This window comes from Actinacidiphila sp. bgisy167 (assembly GCF_965342175.1).
In the GTDB taxonomy this organism is placed as follows: Bacteria; Actinomycetota; Actinomycetes; order Streptomycetales; family Streptomycetaceae; genus Actinacidiphila.
The window spans coordinates 1-21,772 of sequence record NZ_CBDRBL010000085.1; the positions used below are offsets into that span (position 1 = coordinate 1).

The 21,772-nt window shown below is 71.9% G+C and carries 18 protein-coding genes; 12 read left to right on the forward strand and 6 right to left on the reverse strand.

The features are described from left to right. Positions 1-179 precede the first annotated feature (179 nt). Both ACRWND_RS25545 and ACRWND_RS25550 read left to right on the forward strand, forming a co-directional pair. A complete protein-coding gene (locus ACRWND_RS25545; RefSeq protein WP_431953333.1) occupies positions 180-1,181 on the forward strand; it encodes a helix-turn-helix domain-containing protein in 1,002 nt (333 codons plus the stop codon). Between the two features lie 747 nt (positions 1,182-1,928). Further along, on the forward strand, positions 1,929-2,846 hold the full coding sequence (locus ACRWND_RS25550) for a TIGR03619 family F420-dependent LLM class oxidoreductase (RefSeq protein ID WP_431953335.1): 918 nt from the start codon (positions 1,929-1,931) through the stop codon (positions 2,844-2,846). 160 nt (positions 2,847-3,006) lie between these two features. Here the strand turns inward: ACRWND_RS25550 and ACRWND_RS25555 are convergent, their stop codons facing one another. Further along, a complete protein-coding gene (locus tag ACRWND_RS25555; RefSeq protein WP_431953337.1) occupies positions 3,007-3,618 on the reverse strand; it encodes a TetR family transcriptional regulator in 612 nt (203 codons plus the stop codon). Between the two features lie 156 nt (positions 3,619-3,774). Here ACRWND_RS25555 and ACRWND_RS25560 point away from each other — a divergent pair, with 156 nt between their 5' ends. The 3 genes from ACRWND_RS25560 to ACRWND_RS25570 all read left to right on the forward strand — a co-directional run bounded on the left by ACRWND_RS25560 (position 3,775) and on the right by ACRWND_RS25570 (position 6,770). Then, a complete protein-coding gene (locus tag ACRWND_RS25560) occupies positions 3,775-4,524 on the forward strand; it encodes an SDR family NAD(P)-dependent oxidoreductase (protein WP_431953377.1) in 750 nt (249 codons plus the stop codon). Positions 4,525-5,080: 556 nt separating this feature from the next. After that, positions 5,081-6,019 (forward strand): presqualene diphosphate synthase HpnD, encoded by a 939-nt coding sequence (gene hpnD / locus ACRWND_RS25565; RefSeq protein WP_431953339.1) that lies wholly within the window; start codon positions 5,081-5,083, stop codon positions 6,017-6,019. Between the two features lie 97 nt (positions 6,020-6,116). Continuing rightward, on the forward strand, positions 6,117-6,770 hold the full coding sequence (locus tag ACRWND_RS25570) for a phosphatase PAP2 family protein (protein WP_431953341.1): 654 nt from the start codon (positions 6,117-6,119) through the stop codon (positions 6,768-6,770). A gap of 215 nt (positions 6,771-6,985) precedes the next feature. Here ACRWND_RS25570 and ACRWND_RS25575 read toward each other — a convergent pair whose 3' ends face one another. The 4 genes from ACRWND_RS25575 to ACRWND_RS25590 form a co-directional block, all read right to left on the reverse strand. Then, complete coding sequence (locus ACRWND_RS25575) at positions 6,986-8,260, reverse strand: acyltransferase family protein (RefSeq protein ID WP_431953343.1); 1,275 nt, start codon at positions 8,258-8,260, stop codon at positions 6,986-6,988. A 29-nt stretch (positions 8,261-8,289) separates the two neighbouring features. Continuing rightward, a complete protein-coding gene (locus tag ACRWND_RS25580; protein WP_431953345.1) occupies positions 8,290-10,416 on the reverse strand; it encodes a bifunctional polysaccharide deacetylase/glycosyltransferase family 2 protein in 2,127 nt (708 codons plus the stop codon). Continuing rightward, positions 10,413-11,078 (reverse strand): hypothetical protein, encoded by a 666-nt coding sequence (locus ACRWND_RS25585; protein WP_431953347.1) that lies wholly within the window; start codon positions 11,076-11,078, stop codon positions 10,413-10,415. The genes ACRWND_RS25580 and ACRWND_RS25585 overlap by 4 nt, the downstream gene beginning before the upstream one ends. A 145-nt stretch (positions 11,079-11,223) precedes the next feature. Then, complete coding sequence (locus ACRWND_RS25590) at positions 11,224-12,000, reverse strand: SDR family oxidoreductase (RefSeq protein WP_431953349.1); 777 nt, start codon at positions 11,998-12,000, stop codon at positions 11,224-11,226. Between the two features lie 34 nt (positions 12,001-12,034). Between ACRWND_RS25590 and ACRWND_RS25595 the strand changes: the two genes are divergently transcribed. Beyond that, positions 12,035-12,349 (forward strand): 4a-hydroxytetrahydrobiopterin dehydratase, encoded by a 315-nt coding sequence (locus ACRWND_RS25595; RefSeq protein WP_431953351.1) that lies wholly within the window; start codon positions 12,035-12,037, stop codon positions 12,347-12,349. A 446-nt stretch (positions 12,350-12,795) separates the two neighbouring features. Further along, on the forward strand, positions 12,796-14,442 hold the full coding sequence (locus ACRWND_RS25600; protein ID WP_431953353.1) for an alkaline phosphatase D family protein: 1,647 nt from the start codon (positions 12,796-12,798) through the stop codon (positions 14,440-14,442). A 6-nt stretch (positions 14,443-14,448) separates the two neighbouring features. Here ACRWND_RS25600 and ACRWND_RS25605 read toward each other — a convergent pair whose 3' ends face one another. After that, positions 14,449-15,459 carry a Gfo/Idh/MocA family protein gene (locus ACRWND_RS25605; RefSeq protein WP_431953355.1) on the reverse strand — a complete coding sequence of 337 codons (1,011 nt, stop codon included), beginning with the start codon at positions 15,457-15,459 and terminating at the stop codon, positions 14,449-14,451. Positions 15,460-15,541: 82 nt separating this feature from the next. On the opposite strand from ACRWND_RS25605, the gene ACRWND_RS25610 reads away from it, so the two are divergent. From ACRWND_RS25610 to ACRWND_RS25630, 5 genes are all read left to right on the forward strand, one after another. Continuing rightward, a complete protein-coding gene (locus ACRWND_RS25610) occupies positions 15,542-16,834 on the forward strand; it encodes a multidrug effflux MFS transporter (RefSeq protein ID WP_431953357.1) in 1,293 nt (430 codons plus the stop codon). Between the two features lie 38 nt (positions 16,835-16,872). Beyond that, a complete protein-coding gene (locus ACRWND_RS25615; protein WP_431953359.1) occupies positions 16,873-17,070 on the forward strand; it encodes a hypothetical protein in 198 nt (65 codons plus the stop codon). Continuing rightward, positions 17,036-18,124: a serine hydrolase domain-containing protein gene (locus tag ACRWND_RS25620; protein WP_431953361.1), complete on the forward strand. Its 1,089-nt coding sequence runs from the start codon at positions 17,036-17,038 to the stop codon at positions 18,122-18,124. The genes ACRWND_RS25615 and ACRWND_RS25620 overlap by 35 nt, the downstream gene beginning before the upstream one ends. Before the next feature lie 294 nt (positions 18,125-18,418). Beyond that, the gene (locus ACRWND_RS25625) at positions 18,419-20,566 is read left to right on the forward strand and encodes a SpoIIE family protein phosphatase (protein WP_431953363.1); all 2,148 of its coding nucleotides are present in this window, start codon (positions 18,419-18,421) and stop codon (positions 20,564-20,566) included. Positions 20,567-20,731: 165 nt separating this feature from the next. Then, the gene (locus tag ACRWND_RS25630; RefSeq protein ID WP_431953365.1) at positions 20,732-21,469 is read left to right on the forward strand and encodes a CDP-alcohol phosphatidyltransferase family protein; all 738 of its coding nucleotides are present in this window, start codon (positions 20,732-20,734) and stop codon (positions 21,467-21,469) included. Positions 21,470-21,772 lie beyond the last annotated feature (303 nt).

Here is a 21,772-nt window from a genome sequence, read left to right on the forward strand (position 1 = left end):
ACCTTGCAACAGCCCTGGCTGTGCAACCGCCACTCTCGTCCGACGGGAGCACCACCGGAGTGCTTGCTTAAAATTCAGCAAAACCATAGCGTCGGTGACCACATAGATTGCCTACCGCAGTACGGTTGGGAAATCCGCCCCCAATGCTGGCTCCGCTACCGGTGCAGGAGGAAGCCCGCATGGTCGTTCGACTCGACGCCGCGTCGATGGCTCCCCGTGATCGTGCGGCGGCGATCCGGGAATTTTCCTGGTCCATCAACGGTCACGTCGAGGTGGACCTACCGCCGAATCCGCATCGCCAGCAGGCCTATGCGACCACCAACGCACTGGGATCGGTGAAAATCTCGGAGATCGGCTGGAACGTGGCCCGTCTCCTGTGCGCCCCTGACCCGTCGGACGAAAACGCGGTGCCGCACGTTCTCGTCAATCTCCAGCAGGCGGGGGTCTCCGATGTCCGCCAAGGGGGAAGGCGCGCACAGCGAAGGGCCGGGGATCTCACGGTGCTCGACAATATGCATCCCTATGAGGTGTCCTTCCACGGCTCAACGCATTCGGTTCTCGTGAGTGTTCCCACGCGTGTCCTCGGGCTGCGACCCTCCGTGCTCGACCAGATCACTGCCGTGCCACTCAGTTCGGAGCGCTCGGTCGTGGGTGCCACAGCAGCATTCTTCAGTCGACTGGCCCGTCAAGCCGAAGTCGGCGAAGCCGAGACCGACCTGCTCGCGCTGCCCGGTGTTGACCTGATCAGGGCCGTGGTCACCGTGGTCCTGGGCCGGGACGACCTGGCCAGAGCGCCTCTGAACAACACACTTCTCGTGCGCGTTCAGGAATACGTCCGCCTCCATCTGGCAGACCCCGACCTGACCGCCGACCGTATCGCCGCTGAGCACGACGTCTCCGTACGCTGGCTCTACCTGACCCTGTCCCGCGCGGGAATTTCTCTCGGTGAATGGATCAGGGCGCAACGCCTCGAAGAGTGCAGGAGAGAACTGGCCTCGCCAGTGCGTCAGTTCGTGACCATCGAGGCCATCGCCCACCGGTGGGGTTTCGCCAGCGCGGCCCACTTCAGCCGCGTTTTCAAGACGGCGTACGGCGTGAGCCCCCGCGAATTTCGGTCGGGGCAGAGTGCGATTTCATCGGAAGCAGCGCCTCCTCGGCCGAGATTGGGCGGACCCCCCTGACCGTTCGGGCCCGACTGGAAGGCGACATGGCAGCCGCCCTGTGCCCCGCTCGGGACCCTCGGGGCTGCACGTGCAGCACGCGGGGCAGACTGATCGGCCCTTGCCTACCAGCGAAACGACCTCGAAGCGGTCGAGGCCGCCTCTCCGCCCTCGAACGCCGCGTGTGGATCGCATCCTGCCTTGGCACCCCTCACCGGGTACGCCGTGCCGTTCCTCGCCTGACAATCCCGACGCCCCCCCGCACGGCCGCAACCGGCCGCGCGGGGGGCGTCTTTGGCGTCCTGGTGGTGGACGCCCGTACGCAACTGACATGTCCGACGAGTAGTGGGCGTTGCTTGAGCCGCTGATGTCCGAGGGGTTGGTCGGCCGGGGTCGGGACGGATCCGGAGAGCCGGTCGCCGGGCTGATGCGGCCGGGGCCGCGGCGTCCCCACCGCCACCGGACTTGTCATCACCGGCCGCCGCCGCATCCTTCGCCTCGCGGGGCACTGGCCATGCATCGAAGGGTCCGTCAGCTGACGAACCCCCATGCGCCGACCGTAGGTATGCCCGCTCTCGCCGGCTGCCTCTACGAGCGGCGCGCCGCCCTCCGTGGCGGGTGGGTCGAGGATTTTACCCGAACCATGATCTCGCTTGCGATAACTTTTACATGCGCATGCAAGAGTTATGAGCTAAACCTATCGGCCTGAGAACGGATGCGGCTGTGCTGTCGCATCCGGCGAGCCGCCTTTCATCAGAGGAACTGGATATGCGCATAGGCCTGGCCCTGCCGACCTTCGGCCCGGACGCAAACGCTGAAGGGATCGTCGCCGTCAGCCGCTCCGCCGAGGCGCTGGGATATGACTCCCTGTGGACGGGCGACCGCGTCCTGGCCCCCGAGACCCCCAGCGCCCCGTACCCGGCGGGCGACGGGGTGATGCCCAGGGTCTACGAGAACAGCCTCGACCCGCTGGTGTCCCTGACGCTCGCCGCCGCGCACACCGAGCGGGTCCGTCTCGGCACGAGCACACTCAATGGCCTGTGGCAGCCGCCTCTGATGCTGGCCCGTTCCCTGACCACCCTCGACGTCCTCAGCGGCGGACGCCTGGACGTCGGGCTGGGCCTGGGCTGGATGCCCGACGAGTACACCGCGGTGGGCGTGCCGTGGCAGGGCAGGGGACGGCGGCTGGACGAAACGCTGGACGTCCTGCAGGGCTACTGGGCGAACGACGTCTTCTCCCATCAGGGCCCGCTGTTCACCATCCCGGAGACCGTCGTCGGGCTCAAGCCCCACCAGCGTCCCGCCCCGCCGGTACTGCTCGCGGCGTTCACGCCGGCGGGTCTGCGCAGGATCGGCCGGCGGGCCGACGGCTGGCTGCCCGTCGCCATGCCGCTCCCGTACCTCACGGGCATGTGGGCGACCGTCCTGGCCGAGGCGGAGGACGCGGGGCGCGATCCTTCCGCCCTGCGCATGGTGGTGCGGGTCAACCCCGAGCTGACGGAGGAGAAGGCCGAGCCGGAGCAGGTCCCTCAGGCCGGGACGCTGGAGCAGTACATCGACTACGCCCGGGCGGCGGCTGAGGCGGGTGTGCACGAGCTGTTCATCGACTTCGGGCAGAGCCCCCTCGGCTCCGAGGAGCGCACCGATGTCACCGGCCGCTTCATCGAAGGCGTACGCGCGGGCTGACCCGGCCGTTCGGACCGCCTTCCGGGTGGCCGCCGGCGCCCCGCGCGTCGAGCAGCCTCCCGCCTGTCGGGATGGCGTCAAAACCCTCGACATCACTTTCGGAGGGCCGCTGACAAGCGGCCCTCCGGTAACCTCGGCAACACCGGATACCGCTTGTTCGTCAGTCCCGAGCCGAGCCGACGTTCAGGAGCCGCTTGAAGGCGCGGTCGACTGCTGACGCCAGAAGGTCGGGCGTTTTGAAGGCCTCGGTGTAGCCGGCGTTGTAGCACGCGGTCGAGATGTGTGCGGCCTGCAGGGCGATGAGTGGCTCGGCACCCTGCTCGATCAGTGCCGCCTCCAGCGCATCCGTGTACTCGCGTTCCTTGACCAGGCTGCAGGCCTGGAGCTGCGGCGTCTCTGCGATCAGCTGCTCGCGCATGGGGAAGCGCAAGGCCTGGATCGCCTTGGAGTCGGCGAGGACGAGGCAGGCGGAGTGTGCAGCTCGTAGCGCTTCGATCAGTGAATTCCCGAGCGGCGCCCTGGTGCGGGCCGCTCCCGCCACGGCTTTCGCGAGGAGGACATGCGAGGCGTCGTCGTCTGCGAAGAGCACGTTCGCCTTGTCCGGGAAATAGCGGAAGAACGTGCTCCGTGCCACGCCTGCCGCAGAGGTGATCTCCGCCACAGTCACGTCGTCGAATCCGCGTTCGGCGAAGAGTGTCGCGGCCGCTTGGACGATGCGCTCACGGGTGCGCTGCCGCTTGCTCCCCCGTTCGGGCTGTGTCACCTCGGTCATCTTTGCGACGGTACCAGCGGTCGTATGGTGGCCCCAAAATTTGACACTGCATTCATAAAAAATGAGACTCAGTCCGAGAAAATTGCGCCTCAGGAGATCGGCCTGAAGCGGGAGCATGCCCTATCGGTGAGTGTGCCCATGTGGAGAGGGGCGTTGATGGCTGAGCAGAAACTGGCGGGCAGGACAGCGTTGGTGACGGGCGGAAGCCGAGGCCTCGGTGCAGCCGCGGCACGTCGGCTTGCACGGGAAGGCGCGGACGTCGCCATCACCTACGTGCACGCGAAGGACAAGGCTGAGGCCGTGGTCGACGAGCTGAAGGGCCTCGGGGTGCGAGCGGCGGCCTTCCAGGCCGATCAGGGGAAGCCGGACGAGGTCATCGGCATGGTGGGCCGTGTCGCGGAACGGTTCGGCCGCATCGACATACTCGTCAACAATGCCGGTGTCTTCGTCACCGGCCCGATCGGCGCACTGTCGCTCGACGACATCACGCGCCAGTGGGCCGTCAACGTGCGAGGCATGGTGGCGGCCACGCTGGAGGCGATCAAGTACATGCCTGACGGCGGGCGCATCGTCAACCTGGGCTCCGTCAACGGGGAACGGAGCGCCGCCGCGGGTCTCGGCGACTATGCCGCGACGAAAGCCGCTGTGGCCGCCTACACGCGGTCGTGGGCCCACGATTTGGCACCCCGCAAGATCACTGTCAACACGGTCCTGCCTGGTCCCTCGGACACCGACATGGGCATCCCTCAGGAAAGCGACCTCGGCACGTTCGTCCTGGGACTCCTGCCGTATCACCGCTACGCCTCTCCGGACGAGGTGGCCGCGGTGATCGCCTTCCTGGCCGGCCCCGACGCCTCCTACACGACAGGCGGAGAAATCCGCGTGGACGGCGGCTGGAACGCCTGATCGTCACCCAGGACGCGGGCGCTCTCCGCTGTTGGGCGTGATGAGGTCGAGCGCGTGTGGGGGGTGTGACCGTAGTGATCAAGCGTGCCGCCCTGCTTGCCCCTGGCCCGAGGTGGGCCGGCCCACTCGCGAGTTCGCGGAGGGTGGCCATCGGTGGCGCGTCTTTGGTGTGGGTCCTTGAGGCGTCCCGGGCGTCCGGTGACCCAGGCACGGTGATGCCTGTGGGCCGGTTTCGATGCTGACCTCACCGGCGCGTAGGCACCGGCAGCAGCGTCGGACGGTTGCGGGGCTTGGCCGGTACGGGGAAGCGCCCTCGACTGACGGATGCCGCCTGTAGCAGGGATCTCGTAGCGGTCGTCCCTCCCCCACGATGAAGCCGGCGTGGTCGTGCCGGGTGTGGAGCGTCTCTTCGAGGCGGAGGGTCCACGCAGGCACGTAAAACTTTTGATTCAATCGCTTTTCGATCTGCGTTGGGTGAGGGCGGTCGCAGCGACAGTCGCCTATCGTGTACGTGGAAATTACTTCTGACGAGTACATGGGAAGGGGTGGGCGAAGTATGGCGACGGATCAGCCGATTTCCGCTCCGGTGCTGGCGGCCTACAGTTACTGCGAGGCGGTCACCGGACACGAGGCTCGGAATTTCTCATACGGCATCAGGCTGCTGCCTCAAGATAAACGGCGTGCCATGGCCGCACTGTATGCTTTCTCCCGGCGGGTGGACGACATTGGTGACGGTTCCCTTGAGCGGGAGACGAAGGAATCACGGCTGGAGGCGGCACGCGCTGTCGTCAAGCGGGTCCAGGCCGGGGGTGTGGAGGAGCTCGACGCCAATCCGATAGCGGTGGCGCTCGCCGATGCCGCGCGGCGCTTCCCGATTCCTCTCAGCGGTCTCGAAGAATTGATCGACGGCGTACTCATGGATGTCCGGGGTGTCACTTACGAGACCTGGGACGACCTCAAGCTCTACTGCCAACGCGTCGCGGGAGTCGTGGGGCGTCTCTCGCTCGGTATATTCGGAACCGTACCCGGCGCACCCGGCTCGGAACGCGCAGTCGAGTACGCCGACACCTTGGGACTTGCGCTTCAGCTGACGAACGTCCTCCGAGACGTGCGCGAAGACGCGGGTGTGGGACGTACGTACCTGCCTGCTGAGGACCTGCGGAAATTCGGATGCGAAGCGGGTTTCCGCAGTTCCGAACTGCCTCACGATGCTGACTTCGCAGGGCTCGTCCGCTTCGAAGCCCGCCGAGCGCGTGCCCTGTACGAGGAGGGTTTTCGTCTTCTGCCCATGCTCGACCGGCGTAGCGGGGCGTGCGTGGCTGCCATGGCGGGCATTTATCGGCGGCTTCTGACCCGCTTCGAGCGCGAACCCGAGGCAGTGTTGGGCGGCCGGGTCTCACTGGCAGCCCATGAGAAGGTCTTCATCGCCGTCCGGGGCCTTTCAGGTGTCGATGCGCGCAGTACGCGTCGGCAGAAAGCCGGAACGCCCGTTTGATGCGCTGAGGTTTCGTGGACCGGTGAGCGGTGCCCCTGTGCGGGGTACCGGAGCTCGCTCAAGAACGGCTTGTACGGCGGCGGTCATACGTCGCCCGATGGAAGGACGCGACGTGGTCTCGGGTGGAAGAAAACTGGCTGGCGGCCTGGCGGTGCTGGTGGCGCTGTTCGGGCTGGGGGCGGTCGCGAAGACGGCCGCGTTGACACGGTGGGACATAGCCTTCGACGAGGAACTCGCTGAACGGCGCAATAGCGCATTGACATGGCTCGCCAAAGCAGCGACGGACGTGTCGCAGACTTCGGTCGGGGTGGCGCTCGCACTGCTGATTCCCCTGGTGCTGTGGGTACTGCGTCGGCGGCGCGACGCGGTGCGGGTGCTGCTCGCCTTCGCCGGCGCGCTGACCCTGACTCTCGTGGCGAAGGTGACGGTGGGCGAGCACCGGCCACCGGCCCGGTTGTGGATCGAAGCTCCGGACAACGCGGACAGCTTCCCCAGCGGGCACACGACGATCGCCGCGGCCCTCGCGCTCGCCCTGATCCTCGTGGTGCGCGGGCGTGCCCGAGCACTTGTGGCGGTACTCGGGGTGCTGCTGACGGCCGGGGTGGCGTTTGCCCGGATGTACCTGGGGGTGCACTACCTCCCCGACGTCGCAGGCGGGGTACTGAGCGCGGTATCCGCGCTGTTGCTGACCCTGGGCGTACTGGAACTACGGCCCGGCAAGGCCCGGGAGGCGGCTGCCGCTTCCTCGTGACTCTCGCCTGGGCTGTCCGCGCAGTCGGGGGGCTCACGGGGCAGCGGCCCTCCGGTCTCCTGGAGCCGCCGCCGTGAACCGTGTGCCACCAGCACGAGCCCAGCGCCGGGCGGGCCGACCGCGCCGCCGACGCATCGCTCGCGGGAGCGACGATCGCGTCCACTCTCGACGAGACGCTCGCCCTCTCCGGACGGGAACGCCCCGAGTTGCTGGCTTCAGGCAGGTCTATCGGGCGGTCGCGGAGGACTGAGCGGAGACCGAGACCGAACCGGGCCGCCCGGCGCCGCCCGGCTGGGGGCCTCGGCGGGGCCCCCGTGCCGCCCCTGGCCCGCCGGCCACAGGCGCGGCCGACGGCGCGCGGCGAGGTCCTCGCTCCAGCCGGTCAGCACGACGGCCGCGCCGATGAGCGGCCAGACGGCGAGGAACTGGAACCAGGTCGCATCCAGCGGGAGGTGGGCCTCGAAGAAGGGCACGTCCCACATCAGGTCGATCAGCGGGACGCTGGCGAGGAGCGCGACCTCGTGCCACAGGTAGACGGTGACGGCACGGGCGTTGAGCAGCCCCACCGCCGCGTTGGCGCCGGGCGCCCGCCGCATCCGGCGCGGTCGGAAGCGCAGCAGCAGGAGGACGAAACCGGCCGACCACAGGGCCTGGGCCAGCGGGATCTCGCCGAGGTCGATGCCCTCCTCGGTGGGGTGGGTGTACGCGAACCAGCCGCCCGCGGCGAGGCAGAGCGCAGCCGCGGCGACCACTGTGCGGGCCCGCAGGGCGTCCAGCAGGCCGTCGCGGTGCGCGAAGCCGAGCAGCCAGCACGCCGCGAAGGTGACGAGGTCGACCATCGGCGTGAGGGCCGGCTCGGTGAGCGGCAGCCGGTCGTACTGGGCGAGGAGGACCAGCGCGCCGCACGCCGCCAGGCAGGACCGCGGTGCCGCCCGGAAGGCCCTCAGCAGCCAGGGGGAGAGCAGCACCAGCCACAGATAGGTGCGGATGTACCAGAGCGGGGCGATGATCTGCTCGGCCCAGGCGGCGCCGGGCGGGTCGGCCAGCGGCAGGATCCACAGCGGCATCCGGAGCCACGAGTGCGGGCGCCAGCCGTGGAGCAGCATCGAGGCGGTCACGGCCGCGGCGAACAGCCAGAAGGGCGCCAGCAGCCGCCGCAGCCGGCCGCGGAGCACGGACGGCGCGGGCCGGCGCAGGGAGTGCGCCACCAGGGACCCGGCCAGGGCGAACATGATGCCGATGGAAGGGAAGAGCAGGGTCAGCCAGGCCCAGCCGAAGGTGTGGTAGGCGACCACCCGCACCAGGGCGAGGGCGCGCAGCAGGTCGAGGTAGCCGTCCCGGCCGCCGCTCCCGCCCCCGCTGACGGAGGCGGCGGCGGGGTTCCGCGGACCCGGTACGCGCGTTCCGGCGCCGTGCGCGGACCGGGGCGGGGCCGCGGAGTCGCGGCGGCCCGCGCCCTCGCGCGTTCCGGCCTCGCGTGCCTCGGGCATGGGTCGCCTCCTCGGGTGGGTACGGGTGTTCAGACGCGGCCCGCGGCACTGCCGCTGCGGCTGCCCACGGCCGGTGCACCGACCTCGCCGGTGCGCCGCAGTTTGTGCCAGCCCAGCCGGCCGCCGCCCGCGGCCGTCACGCACGACTGCAGCAGCACCAGATACATCAACTGCCGGTACAGCACCTGCTGGAGCGGCAGCGGCCACAGGTCCCGCAGCGGCTCGCCGTCCAGCCGGAAGGCGTAGGCCGCGCACGCGGCCTGCACGGCGAGCACCCCCGCCCACGCGAACGCGGTGCGCCAGGGGTCCAGGAAGAGCAGCCCGTAGACCGCGAACACGTCGATGAGCGGCGCCAGCAGGGGCGCGAGCACCTGGAAGAGGACGACCAGCGGCAGCCCGACCCGGCCGAAGCGGCCGGAGTGCCCGCGGTCCAGGACGGCGCCGCGGTGCTTCCACATCGCCTGCATGGTGCCGTAGCTCCAGCGGTACCGCTGCTTCCACAGCTGGCGCACGGAGGACGGCGCCTCGGTCCAGGCGCGGGCGCGCTCGGCGTAGACCACATGCCACCCGGCCCGGTGCAGGGCCATCGTGACGTCCGTGTCCTCGGCGTGGGTGTCGTCGCTCATGCCGCCCACGTCGCGCAGCGCGTCCCGCCGGAAGGCGCCGCAGGCGCCGGGGATGGTGGGCATGCAGCGCAGCACGTCGTACATGCGGCGGTCGAGGTTGAAGCCCATCACGTACTCGATGTGCTGCCAGCGGCCGATCATGCGGCCGCGGTTGCCGACCTTGGCGTTGCCCGCGACCGCGCCGACCCGCGGGTCGGCGAAGGGCTGCACGAGTTCGCGCACGGTGCCCGGCTCGAAGACCGTGTCCCCGTCCATCATCACGATCAGGTCGTGCCGGGCGTGCGCCACACCGTTGTCGAGGGCCGCGCTCTTGCCCCTGTTGGGCTGCCGCACGAGGGTGACGCCGGGCAGGTCCAGGGCCTCGACCAGGTCGGCGGTGCCGTCGCTCGAGCCGTCGTCGACGACCACGATCTCCACGGGGTGGTCGCTCGCGGCGAGGGAGCGCACGGTGTGGGCGATGCACTCCTTCTCGTTGTACGCGGGCACGATGACGCTCACCGGCTCGGTGACCGCGGGCCCCCAGGTGAAGCCGGGCGCCCGGCGCTGCCGCGCGTGCCGGCGCGCCAGGACCAGCATGGCGGCGAACCGGGCCAGCACGAGCAGGCCGACCCCGGCGAGGAGGACGGCGAGTGCCGGGACCGCGGCCTCGGAGACCTCCACCGCGGCGACGAAGACCCGGCCCTTCCACAGCTCCGCCCCGCCGACCCTGGTGTGGGTGGAGCTGGCGCCCACCGCACCGCCCACCGTGTCGAAGCGGTAGCCGCGCTCCTTGAGCAGCGGGATCAGCCGGTCCAGGGCCGCCACGGTCTGCGAGCGGTCGCCGCCGGAGTCGTGCAGGAGGACGATCGCGCCCCGGCCCGCCTTCGCCGGTAAGGACGCGTCGACGATGGCGGGGACGCCCGGCCGCCGCCAGTCCTCGGCGTCGCGGTCGATGAAGGCGGTCACGTATCCCTGCCCGCCGACGCGCTGGACGACCGGCCAGGACAGGTCGTCCAGCGCGTCGGCGGTCGAGGAGTACGGCGGGCGGAACAGAGAGGTGTGGATGCCGGCGGCCCCCGCGAGCGCCAGCTGGGTCTGGGACAGTTCCCGGTCGATCCGCTCCGGCGACTGGTACACCAGGTCGGGGTGGGAGAAGGTGTGCACCCCGATCTCATGGCCCTCGGCGACCATCCGCCGGATCAGCCCCGGGTGCCGGGCGGCCATGCCCCCGGTCACGAAGAAGGTGGCGCGCACATGGTGCCGCCCGAGTGCGTCGAGCACCTTCGGCGTCCACACGGGGTCGGGCCCGTCGTCGAAGGTGAGGGCGACGGTGCGGTCCGGGGTGCGGTACGAGCGTGGCCGCTCGCCGGTGGCGTCGACCACCGGGCCGCCCTCGAGCACCGCCCGCGGCACCTTCTGCGCCGCGACCGGGGGGTGCACCCGGTGGTCGGCCTCGAAGTCGCCGCGTACGTAGCCGCCGAGCAGCAGCACGCACCCGAGCATCACGAGGACGAGCAGGGGGACGACCAGGCGGGGGCGCAGCGCGGTCACCGCCCGCCCTGCGGCTGCTGGTCGACGGGGGCGTCCGAGGACTCCGGCGCGGGGGACGGGGAACCGCCGGGCTGCGCCGGCGGGGAGCCGGACGGTGTGGGTCCGGGCGTGGTCGCGTCGGCGGTCGGGGTCGGGGTCGGGGTCGGAGCCGGTGTCGCGGCGGCGGTCGCGGTCGCCCGCGGGGCGTCGGGGGCGCCGCCGTCCTCGGCCGGGCGCTGGGCCGGGGAGGCGCTGGGGCGCGGGGAGGGCGCGAGGCCGGTGCTGCCGGAGGGGGTCGGCGCGGCGACGGCCCCCGCCTCACGCGAGTCCCCGGTCACGGGGGGTGCGGCCTGCTCGGCCGGTTCGTCGAGTTCCCCCGTGCCCGCGGAGCCCGCGTCGTCCGGAGCTGTGCTCGGCACCCCGGGCAGCGGCAGCAGCGTCTTCGGCGCGATCGGCGTCGTGCCGGAGACGCTGAGCGCCAGCGCCGCCGTGTAGACGGAGCATGCGGCGCCCACCAGCCAGCCGGCCCTGCGTACGGCGCGGGCCCGCCTTCCGCTGGAGTCGACGAACACGGGGCCGGGCAGCGCCGGCGCCCCGGTCTTCGGCTCCGGGGTCCCGGCATCGGACCCCGCTTCCTCTGCGGGCGCTTGTGACCATACGTCGTGGTGGTGCGTGGAGAGCATGCCGCAACGTAACGCGACAGGAGCAGTCCTATGGGACGTATTTCGGACTTGACCATTTCCGGGTTTACATGGTCGAATCCGGCCGCACCTGTGGGGTGGCCGAGGCCCGTGCCGTGCTCCCGGGCAGCACTCCAGGGCCGTCCCCTCAGCCGCGGCCGATGTACGGCATCGTCGTCGCCATCACCGTCACGAACTGCACATTCGCCTCCAGCGGCAGCGAGGCCATGTGGGCGACGGTGCGGGCCGCGTCGGCGACGTCCATCCGTGGTTCGGTCGTCAGCCGGCCGTCCGCCTGCAGGGTCCCGGCCGCCATCCGCTCCGTCATCTCCGTGGCCGCGTTGCCGATGTCGATCTGGCCGCAGGCGATCCGGTACGGACGGCCGTCCAGCGACAGGGACTTGGTCAGCCCGGTGACGGCGTGCTTGGTCGCCGTGTACGGCGCGCTCAGCGGCCGCGGCGCGTGCGCGGAGACCGACCCGTTGTTGATGATCCGTCCGCCCTGCGGACGCTGGGCGCGCATCGCCCGGAAGGCGGCCTGCGCGCACAGGAACGCCCCGGTGAGGTTGACGTCGACGACGGCACGCCACTGCTCGTACGTCAACTCGTCCAGGGGAACGGCCGGAGCGCCCGTCCCCGCGTTGTTGAACAGCAGGTCGACGCGCCCGAAGCGGCCGGTCACGGAGGCGAACAGCGCGTCCACCGACAGCGGGCGGGTGACGTCCGTCGGGATGACCGCCACCGCCTCGTGCGGCAGTCCCTCGGCGGTGGCGCGCAGCGCCTCCTCCCGCCGGCCGGCCAGGGCCACGGCCCAGCCCTGGGCCACCAGTTCGCGCGCCACGGCCCGCCCGACGCCGCTCCCCGCCCCGGTGACCACCGCGACCCGGAGCGCCGCGTCCGTTCCCTTTCCCGCCATCTCAGTCATGGCTCCGCAGGGTATGCGGTGTCAGGATGAAACCATGCCACCCTACGCCGAGCCCCTGTCGCACAAGGAGATCGAGGACCGCCTCGCCGAGCTGCCCGGCTGGTCCCTCACCGAGGAGGGCGCGAGCCTGCGGCGCACCTACCGGCTGCCGCACATCCCGGCGGCGGTCTTCGTGGTGCACATCGCGCAGATCCAGGACGAGCTGAACCACCACAGCGACCTGCTGCTGGGGTATCAGACGGTGGTCGTCACCGTCACCACGCACGCGGCGGGCGGCCGGCTCACGGAACGGGACTTCGGCCTGGCCCGCCGCATCGAGGACATCGCCCCGGCTCACGGGGCCGCGTAGCGCCGCCGCGTGCGGGCGGGAACGGGTGCGGGCGCGTCGCCGGGTGCGGGGCGCTGCTCCGGGGGCAGGGCGTGCGCGACGTGTCACCGCCGCCCCGCCCCCTCCGCCGCGCCCGCCGCCGTGCGAGTCCCCCGGAGGCGTGACCGGCGCGGTCCGCTGTCACCGATCGGGGTGATCTTGGTGAAGGCGTGCCGCCCGCCCCGCCGCTTCGGGGGTGGCTCCCCGAACGGAGGTCTTCGTGTCGCGGGGCTGGAGCGCGGCGGTTAGGGTGGCCGTTCCAGGTCGCGGAACTGACGTGGTGTCAACAGCGCGACGAGCGCGCGATGGGCCGAACGGGGTGTTCCGCGGGCTGGTGGGCGCGTCCTCCGAATGTCGTGCACGCGTCAACATATGCTCCCCCTGGCCACTCAACCGGGGCCACGCAACCCGCCGCCAGGGAGGGACACGTGACGCATCCTCGGGCCCACGGCCGCCACGACCGCGCGCTGCGCACCGCCGCCGCGCACTTCGACCGCCGGCGCTTCCTGACCCTCACGGGGGCCGCCGCGGCCCTCGCGTTCAGCACGAACATGCCGGTGGCGGGAGCCGCCCAGAAGCCCGAGGCGTTGCCCGGCATGATCGCCGAGTACCCGTTCACCCTGGGCGTCGCGTCGGGTGACCCCACACCCTCGGGGGTCGTGCTGTGGACCCGGCTCGCGCCGCGCCCGTACGAGCCGGCGCCGGGCAACGGACTGCCCGACGCCCGCGTGCTCGTCCTGTGGGAGATCGCCCGGGACGAGCGGTTCCTGCAACTCGTCCGCATCGGCGCCACCTGGGCGCACCCGGAGTTCAACCACACCGTGCACGTCGACGCCCAGGGCCTCGAACCGGACCGGGTCTACTACTACCGCTTCCGCACGGGCCCCTGGATCAGCCCCCCGGGGCGGACCCGCACCGCCCCCGAGCAGGGCGCCCTCCCGAACGAGATGCGGCTGGCCGCGGTGAGCTGCCAGGCCTACCACGACGGCTACTTCACCGCGCTCGGCCACCTCGCCCACGAGGACGTCGACGCCGTCTTCCATCTGGGCGACTACCTCTACGAGTACGCCGTCAGCCCCACCGGCGGAGCCCGCGCGTACACCGACCGCACCCTGCCGTCCTGGTTCAACAAGGAGACGGTCACGCTGGAGGACTACCGCCTGCGCTACGCCCTCTACCGGTCCGATCCCGACCTGCAGGCCGCGCACGCCGCCTTCCCCTGGTTCGTCACCTGGGACGACCACGAGACCGAGAACAACTACGCGGGCGCCTCCGACGAGAACGGCAGCCCGGCGGACGGGTTCCTGCTCCGCCGGGCGGCCGCCTACCGCGCCTACTGGGAGAACCAGCCGCTGCGCCTCCCGCAGCTCCCGCAGGGCCCGGACATGACCCTCTACCGGCGCTTCCACTACGGACGGCTGGCGCAGTTCGACATCCTCGACACCCGCCAGTACCGCACCGACCAGGCGCACCGGGGCCGCTGGCACGTCCCGGGACCGGAGGTGCGGGACCCGGCGCACACCATGCTGGGGGCGACCCAGGAGCGCTGGCTGCTGGACGGCTTCCGCGGCTCGCGCGCGACGTGGAACGTGGTCCCGCAGCAGGTCGTGCTCTCCCGGCGGCGGAACACCGCCACCGCCGCGTCCCCGCTCAGCATGGACGCCTGGGACGGCTACCCGGACTGCCGGGAGCGCGTGCTGGCCGGGGCGAGCGCCGCCGGCGTCCGGAACCTGATGGTGCTCACCGGCGACGTGCACGTCCACAACGCGATGGACATCAAGGCGGACTGGGACGAGCCCACCTCGCGCACCATCGGCACCGAGCTGGTCACCAGCTCGCTCACCAGCGGCCGCAACGGCTCCCCGCGCCCGCGCAACTGGCAGGCGCTCATGGACGCCAACCCGCACCTGCGGTTCTACGACGGCCGGCGCGGCTATGTGACCGTCCGGCTGGACTCCGAGGAGGCGCGGGCCGACTTCAAGACCGTCGACTCCGTGACCGCCCCGGGCGCCGCCCTGGCCACCGCCGCGTCCTTCGTGACCGTGGCCGGGGACCCCGGACTGCGGGCGGTCTGACGGGGCTCAGCCCTCGCCGGGGTAGCGGACGCCGATGCGGTCCCGGACGGTGTCGAGCGTCCGCATCACGGCGAGGCTGCCCTCCAGCGGCACCAGCGGGGACTCGCGCTCGCCCGCGCGCAGGCAGCGCATGACCTCCGCCGCCTCGTGCTGCAGCCCGCGCAGGCCGTCGTCGGGGGCGCCGAACTCCTCCGGCTCGCGACCGTCGCGGTGCAGCACGAAGCGGTCCGGGTGGAAGAAGCCGCGGGGCACCTCGATCCGTCCCGCGGAACCGGTGACCACCGCGGTCTGCGCGGTGTCGGCGGTGAGGGAGCAGCTGAGCACCGCCATGGCGCCGCTGTCGTAGCCGAGCAGCATGCCGGTGTTGTCGTCCACGCCGTCCTCGGTCAGGTGCGCCCAGGCCTGGACCTCGTCGGGCTCGCCGAGCAGCAGGTGGGCGAAGGAGACCGGGTAGACGCCCAGGTCCAGCAGGGCGCCGCCGCCGAGCGCCGGGTCGAGCAGCCGGTGGCCGGGCTCGAAGGGGCCGGGCAGGCCGAAGTCCGCGTGCACGCTGCGGACCTCGCCGACCGCCCCGTCCGCCACGAGTTCGGTCAGCCGCCGCACCACGGGGTTGCAGTAGGTCCACATCGCCTCCATCAGGAAGCGCCCGCGGGCCTGGGCGAGGTCGGCCAGTTCGCGCGCCTCGACCGCGTTGACGGTGAAGGGCTTCTCGCACAGCACCGCCCGCCCGGCGCGCAGGCACAGCCCGGCCGCGACGCGGTGCGCCGAGTGCGGGGTGGCGACGTACACCACGTCCACCCCCTCGTCGTCGGCGAGTTCGGTCCAGCTGCCGTACGCCCGCGGGATGCCGAAGCGGTCCGCGAATGCCTGCGCGGAGTCGAGCCGGCGTGAGCCGACCGCGACGATCTCGGCGTCGTCCTTCAGCTCGCGCAGGTCCTCCGCGAACGACGCGGCGATGCCGCCGGTAGCCAGGATGCCCCAGCGCACTTTCCTACCGGAATCGATCGATTCCGTCATGAATCTGCCCCCACCTGGCCTCGACCACCTTGTGATTGCTGAGAGCATAGAGAACGATTCGAACACCACGGAGAGAGACCCCATGCCGCAAGCCGGCGCGACCCCGCCCGACCAGATATCCACACCGGGGCCGTCAACCCCGGTACGACGCGCCGGAGAGATCCCAGGAGCCCGCACCAGCGTGATGGTGACGTTCCTCCTCGGCGCCCTCAGCGCGCTCCCCGCACTCTCCATGGACATGTACCTGCCGGCACTGCCGCGGGTCGGCGAGGATCTGCGCAGCCCTGCCGTCACGGTGCAGCTCACCCTCACCGCGTGCCTTCTCGGACTCGCCCTCGGTCAGTTGGTCGTCGGCCCGATGAGCGACCGCTGGGGCCGCCGCCGTCCGCTGCTGGCGGGGATGGTGCTCTACGTCCTGGCCACCGCCGTGTGCGCCTTCGCGCCCACCACGGAACTGCTGATCGGCTTCCGGCTGCTGCAGGGGCTCAGCGGCGCGGCCGGCATCGTGATCGCCCGCGCGATCGTCCGCGACCTGTACGACGGCGTCGCGATGGCCCGCTTCTTCTCCACCCTGATGCTGATCTCCGGGGTCGCGCCCATCGTCGCACCGCTGATCGGCGGGCAGGTGCTGCGGATCACCGACTGGCGTGGGGTCTTCGTCGTGCTGACGGTGGTGGGCCTGCTCCTCACCGTCGTGGTGTGGCGCGGGCTGCCGGAGACGCTGGCCCCCGCGGAACGGCACGTCGGCGGGCTCGGCGCCACTCTGCGGGCGATGCGCGGGCTGCTCGCCGACCGCGCCTTCACCGGCTACATGCTGACCGGCGGCTTCGCCTTCGCCGCTCTGTTCGCCTACGTCTCGGCGTCCTCGTTCGTGATCCAGGAGATCTACGGGGCCTCGCCGCAGACCTACAGCCTGCTCTTCGGTCTGAACTCCGTGGGCCTGGTGGCGCTCGGCCAGGTCAACGGCAAGATCCTGGTCGGCCGGGTCAGCATGGACAAGGTGACGGGGGTGGGACTGGCGGTGATCACGGTCGCCTCGGCCGTGCTGGTGGCGCTGACCTCGGGGTGGCTCGGGCCGGTGGGGCTGCTTCCGGTCGCCGCGAGCCTCTTCGTGCTCATGGCGGCGATGAGCCTGGTGCTGCCCAACACCAACACGCTCGCCCTGATGCGCACCCGGCACGCCGCGGGTTCCGCCTCCGCGCTGCTCGGCACGAGCTCCTTCCTGGTGGGCGCGATCGCCCCGCCGCTCGTCGGGATCGCGGGGGAGCACACGGCGGTGCCGATGGCCGTGGTGCAGCTGTGCGGCGCCGTCGCGGCCGTGGTCTGCTTCGTCGGGCTGTGCCGACCCCGGCGGCGTACTGTGGATGCACGGTGATTCGTCCCGCCCGTCGCCACGCCAGTCAGGAGGCAGGGATGTCCGAGCCGATCGACGAGAGCAAGTGGGCCTTCAAGACCGCAGACAGCTGCCTGCACACCGGGTCCGAACATCAGATCGATCCGGAGGACCTGGTGATGGCCTCCGGCCGCGAGCCCACACCCGCCCTCATCGAGAAGGCCCGCAAACTGCTGGAGGAGCATGGCCCCGCGGCTGTCGAGAGGTACCTCCCGTGACGCGGAGCTGCGCGGCGACGAGCTGAACCGGCTCGTCGCGGACATCACCCCCTTTCTGGAGCCCGCACCGCCCACCGGGCACCCCTGGTGCGCGGGGGCGGTGGTCCTCGCGGGCCGGGGCGGCACGGTCGCCCTCCACGAGGCCCTGGGCTGGGCGGTCCGCTACGCCTCCTACGACGAGGACGCCGACCGCGGCGTGGAGCTGCCACGCGAGCGGTGGGTCCCGATGCGTCCCGACACCGTCTTCGACCTCGCCTCGCTCACCAAGCTCTGCACGGCCGTCGTCGCGGTGGGCAGGCTCGAACTCGGCCGGGAGGTGGCGGCCTACGTGCCCGAGTTCGCCGCGGCCGGCAAACAGCGCATCACCGTGGGGCAACTGCTCGACCACACCTCCGGGCTCCGTCCCGAGCTGCCCTTCCACGAGCACCCCGACGGGGAGGCCCGGGCGAAGCTGCTCTGGGAGGAGGCCCCGGTCGCGGCGCCGGGCACCGAGCGGATCTACTCCGACCTGAATCTCATCGCGCTCCAGCACGTCCTGGAGCGGACCACCGGCGAGGCCCTCGACGCCCTGGTGCGGGAGGACGTCACCGAGCCGTTCGGGATGTACGACACCCGCTACAACCCGCCCGCCTCCTGGATCCCGCGGATCGCCGCGACCGAGGACCAGCGCAGGCCCTGGGGACGGCTCGACCGCGGCCCGCTGCACGGGACCGTCCACGACGAGAACGCCCACGTCATGGGTGGGGTCGCCGGCCACGCCGGACTGTTCTCCACCGCGTGGGACCTGGCCCTCTTCTGCCGTGCGCTGCTGGACCGCGGCGGCCCCTACCCCGGCTTCGAGGTGGACCGGCCGTACTTCATGGGCGCCCTCGCCGGGCGCGGAGCGGCCGGCCACACCGGGTTCACCGGCACCAGCCTGGTGATCGACCCCGCCACCGACGGGTTCCTGGTGCTGCTCGCCAACTCCGTGCACCCGTGCCGCAGGTGGCGCGACGGGAGTGCGCCCAGGGCGGCGGCCGGCACCCGGTTCGCGCGGGCGCTCGGCGTGGCGTGACCCGCGCCGCTCCTGCCGTCGCCGCCCTGGCCGTTCCGGACGCCGTCGTCACCTACCCAGGGGCGGACGGCCGCCCGGGTCCGTGAAAGATCCGCACCCGGGCGCGTGGAAACAGACGTCCGAAAGGTGCTTCATGCCGTTCATCGGGTAGTTTGGCAGCTGACGTGGGGTAGGCATCCGCCCGGCAGCCGCGTCGGCCGGCTGGCCCCCACGGCGGAACGGAGGCGCAGCAGGCCATGGTCCCCGAGGACAGGACGCGCCCGCTCCCGGCACCGGCCGGGGGGTGGTGAGGACATGCCGCCGGAGCTCGCCGGCCTTGTCGCCGCACACCCCGGTGCGGCGCTGCTGGACTCCCCGCTGAGGCAGGTGGTGCGCGACACGGGCGCCACCATGGGCCTGGTCTACCTGATGGCGCCCGAGCAGGACCTGCTGAGGCTGGCCGCGGTCGTCGGCGTCTCCCGCAAGATCGACGCCATATGGGGGCGCGTGGTCCCCGGCGCCTCCCACCCCGTCGCCGACGCGGTCCGCGAACGGCGCATGGTGCTGCTGGGCGGCCACGAGGACATCGCCCGGTCCTATCCCCGGCTCGCCCTGGTCCTGCCGTACGACTTCCCGCTCGCCGCGGCCCCCGTCACCAGCGGCCCCACCGCCTGGGGCGCGCTGTGCCTGGTGTGGCCGGGCGGGCATCCGGGGCGCCTTTCCCGGCGGACCCGCGAGGCCTACCGGGGGGCCTGCGACCGCATGGGACGGCTGCTGCGCAGGGCCGCCGAGGACGGCAGGCCGGTGCTGCCCCCCGAGGAGCCGCGGGTCCTGCCCGCGCTGCGCGCCCGCGCCCACGGCCCCGAAGAGGCGGCGGCCGCCGCCGACCTCGCCGAACGGTTCCCGGAAGGCTTCTTCGCCCTGGATCTGGAGGGCAGGATCACCTTCGTCACGCGGTCGGCGGCCGCCCTGCTCGGCGCGGAGGTGCCCGACCTGCTGGGCGCCGAGCCCTGGGAGCTGCTGCCCTGGCTGGACGACCCCGTCCTCGAGGACCGCTTCCGCAGCGCGATGATCAGCCGCCGCCCCTCCACGGCCACGGCGCTGCGCCCACCGGACCGGTGGCTCACCTTCGAGCTCCACCCGGACGGCACCGGTGTGAGCGTCCGGGTCACCCCCGCCCCCGCGCCCGAGGCCGCGGACACCCCCGCGGAGCAACTGCCCGCAGGACCGACTCCGGATCGGGCCATCGCCCTCTACCACCTGCTGCACATGGCGGCCACACTCACCGAGGCCGTCGGCACCCAGGACGTCATCGACCTGGTCGTCGAGCAGATGCTGTCGGTCTTCGGCGTGCAGGCCGTGGCGCTGCTGACGGCCGAGGAGGGGCGGCTGCGGGTCATCGGGCACCGGGGCTACCACGAGGAGTTCATGGAGTCCGTCGACACCCTGCCGGTGGATGTCGACAACCCGGCCGTGCGCGTCCTTAAGACGGGCGTCCCGAGCTTCTTCGCCAACGTCGACGAAATGCTGCGCATCTACCCGGACACGGTCGTCCGGGACCGCAAGGCCGCCTGGGCGTTCCTGCCCCTGATCACCTCGGGCCGGCCGGTCGGCTCCATGGCCCTCGCCTACGACCGCCCGCACCCCTTCTCCTCCGGCGAGCGCAGCGTCCTCCTCTCGATCGCCGGCCTGGCCGCGCAGGCACTGGACCGGGCGCGCCTGTACGACGCCGAGCACGACATCGCCATCAGCCTGCAGGCGCGGCTGCTGCCCCGGGTCCTGCCCGACGTCCCCGGCCTCGAGGTGGCCGCCCGCTACCTGCCGGCCACCCGGGGCATCGACATCGGCGGCGACTTCTACGACGTGATCCGCCTCGACACGACCACCTGCGGGGTGGCCATCGGCGACGTGCAGGGCCACAACGTGAACGCCGCCGCGCTCATGGGGGAGGTCCGCACGGCCGTCCGCGCCACCGCCGGGGCCTCCCCGAGCGAGGTGCTCACCCGGTCCAACCGGCTGCTCGTCGACCTCGACCCGGGTCTGCTCGCCAGCTGCCTCTACGCCCAAGTGGACCTGGAAGGGCACACCGCCTGCATCGCCACCGCCGGGCACCCGCCGCCGATCCTGCGGCATCCGGACGGCACCACCGAGGTGCTGCCGCTGCCGCCCGGACCGCTGCTGGGCGTGGACCCGGACGCCCGCTATCCGACGACGCAGATCGCGCTGCCACCCGGCGCGGTGCTCGCCCTCTACACCGACGGCCTGGTGGAGACGCCCGGCGTCGACATCGATGTCTCCGCCGCCGACCTGGCGGCGCAGGTCGCCGGCGCCGGTCCGGGCGCGTCGATGGACGCCCTGGCCGACAGCCTCCTCGGGCACGCCCAGCGCTCCGGCCCGCGCAACGACGACATCGCCCTGCTGCTCACCCGTGTGACGGGAGGGGCGGTACCACCGCCGGAGTGACGCCCGTACGGACGGCGGGCGTGCGGGCGGGGTGACGGCGGGTCGGCTGCGGGGGTGTCCGCGTACCGGTAGTTGACGGCCCGTCAGAAACCCTACTTGCCCCGGGCGGCGGCCGCGGCCTGCCATGATGTGACACGCACGAAGGTCGCATCGCTGGGGGGTCACGTGACGCTGACGATCGGTGGCGCGCTGCGCGAGCTGCGCACGGCCCAGAAATCCGCCAAGGGCGTGTCGCTGTATTCGCGCCACATCAACCGGCCGGCCGGCCGGGTGCTCGCCGCCTGCGCCTACCGCATGCGACTGACGCCGAATCAGGTCACCCTGGTGAGCGCCGCCTTCAGCCTGACCGCGATCGCGGCCCTGGCGCTGGCCCGGCCCTCGTGGCCGCTGGCGGCGGCGGTGTACCTCGGCCTCGTCGTCGGCTTCGCCTTCGACTCCGCGGACGGGCAGCTCGCCCGGTTGCTGGGCCGCGGCAGCCCGGCGGGGGAGTGGTTGGACCACGTGGTCGACGCCGGGAAGATCACCGCGATCCACGCGGCCGTCCTGATCTCCTTCCACCGCTTCTTCGATCTGCCCTCCGAGGGCTGGCTGCTGCTGCCGCTCGGCTTCCAGTTCGCGGCCGTACTCCTCTTCAGCGGCGGTCTGCTGGCGGACAAGCTCAAGCCGAAGCCCCCCGCTGCCGCGGGGACGACCCCGGCCGCCGCCCCGTCGCGGCTGCGCGCGCTCGCGCTGCTGCCCGTCGACTACGGGGTGTTCTGCCTGGTGTTCCTCACCCTCGGAGCGCCGCGGGTCTTCCTGGCCGCGTACGCCGCGCTGTTCGTGGTGCACGCGCTCTTCCTCGTCGCCTTCCTCGCGAAATGGTTCCGCGAACTGAGCACCCCCGCTGCTGGCATCCAGGCGTGATCGCGAACCCGTACAACCGGCGAATGACGGCCCCCGCCCGGGGCCGCTGACACCGGACGCGTCCGCGTCTTCTTCGAGGCCCCCCGCGCGGGGCCTCGGTCCTTTCGCGTATCGGAGCCCTGCCGCCGCCGCCCTGATCGCCCACCGCTGCGCCCCTGGGGACAACGGCCGACTCCCGCTCCCGCCCCGCTCTTCCCGCACTCCGGCGTCCGAACGGCCGTGGCCGTGGCCGGGGCGTAGGGCTGCGGCTCGGGCCTCGGTCTGCGGCGCGGGCGGGCCGGTGGGTGGACGGCGGGTCGCGTC

Bases quoted from the DNA above. Each gene is read 5' to 3' on its own strand.
- ACRWND_RS25570 (WP_431953341.1), top strand. From the start codon at position 6,117: ATGGAAGGACGCGACGTGGTCTCGGGTGGAAGAAAACTGGCTGGCGGC.
- ACRWND_RS25550 (WP_431953335.1), top strand. From the start codon at position 1,929: ATGCGCATAGGCCTGGCCCTGCCGACCTTCGGCCCGGACGCAAACGCT.
- ACRWND_RS25575 (WP_431953343.1), bottom strand. From the start codon at position 8,260: ATGCCCGAGGCACGCGAGGCCGGAACGCGCGAGGGCGCGGGCCGCCGC.
- ACRWND_RS25590 (WP_431953349.1), bottom strand. From the start codon at position 12,000: ATGACTGAGATGGCGGGAAAGGGAACGGACGCGGCGCTCCGGGTCGCG.
- ACRWND_RS25585 (WP_431953347.1), bottom strand. From the start codon at position 11,078: ATGCTCTCCACGCACCACCACGACGTATGGTCACAAGCGCCCGCAGAG.
- ACRWND_RS25560 (WP_431953377.1), top strand. From the start codon at position 3,775: ATGGCTGAGCAGAAACTGGCGGGCAGGACAGCGTTGGTGACGGGCGGA.
- hpnD (WP_431953339.1), top strand. From the start codon at position 5,081: ATGGCGACGGATCAGCCGATTTCCGCTCCGGTGCTGGCGGCCTACAGT.
- ACRWND_RS25620 (WP_431953361.1), top strand. From the start codon at position 17,036: ATGGCCCCGCGGCTGTCGAGAGGTACCTCCCGTGACGCGGAGCTGCGC.
- ACRWND_RS25605 (WP_431953355.1), bottom strand. From the start codon at position 15,459: ATGACGGAATCGATCGATTCCGGTAGGAAAGTGCGCTGGGGCATCCTG.
- ACRWND_RS25595 (WP_431953351.1), top strand. From the start codon at position 12,035: ATGCCACCCTACGCCGAGCCCCTGTCGCACAAGGAGATCGAGGACCGC.
- ACRWND_RS25615 (WP_431953359.1), top strand. From the start codon at position 16,873: ATGTCCGAGCCGATCGACGAGAGCAAGTGGGCCTTCAAGACCGCAGAC.
- ACRWND_RS25545 (WP_431953333.1), top strand. From the start codon at position 180: ATGGTCGTTCGACTCGACGCCGCGTCGATGGCTCCCCGTGATCGTGCG.
- ACRWND_RS25610 (WP_431953357.1), top strand. From the start codon at position 15,542: ATGCCGCAAGCCGGCGCGACCCCGCCCGACCAGATATCCACACCGGGG.
- ACRWND_RS25555 (WP_431953337.1), bottom strand. From the start codon at position 3,618: ATGACCGAGGTGACACAGCCCGAACGGGGGAGCAAGCGGCAGCGCACC.
- ACRWND_RS25625 (WP_431953363.1), top strand. From the start codon at position 18,419: ATGCCGCCGGAGCTCGCCGGCCTTGTCGCCGCACACCCCGGTGCGGCG.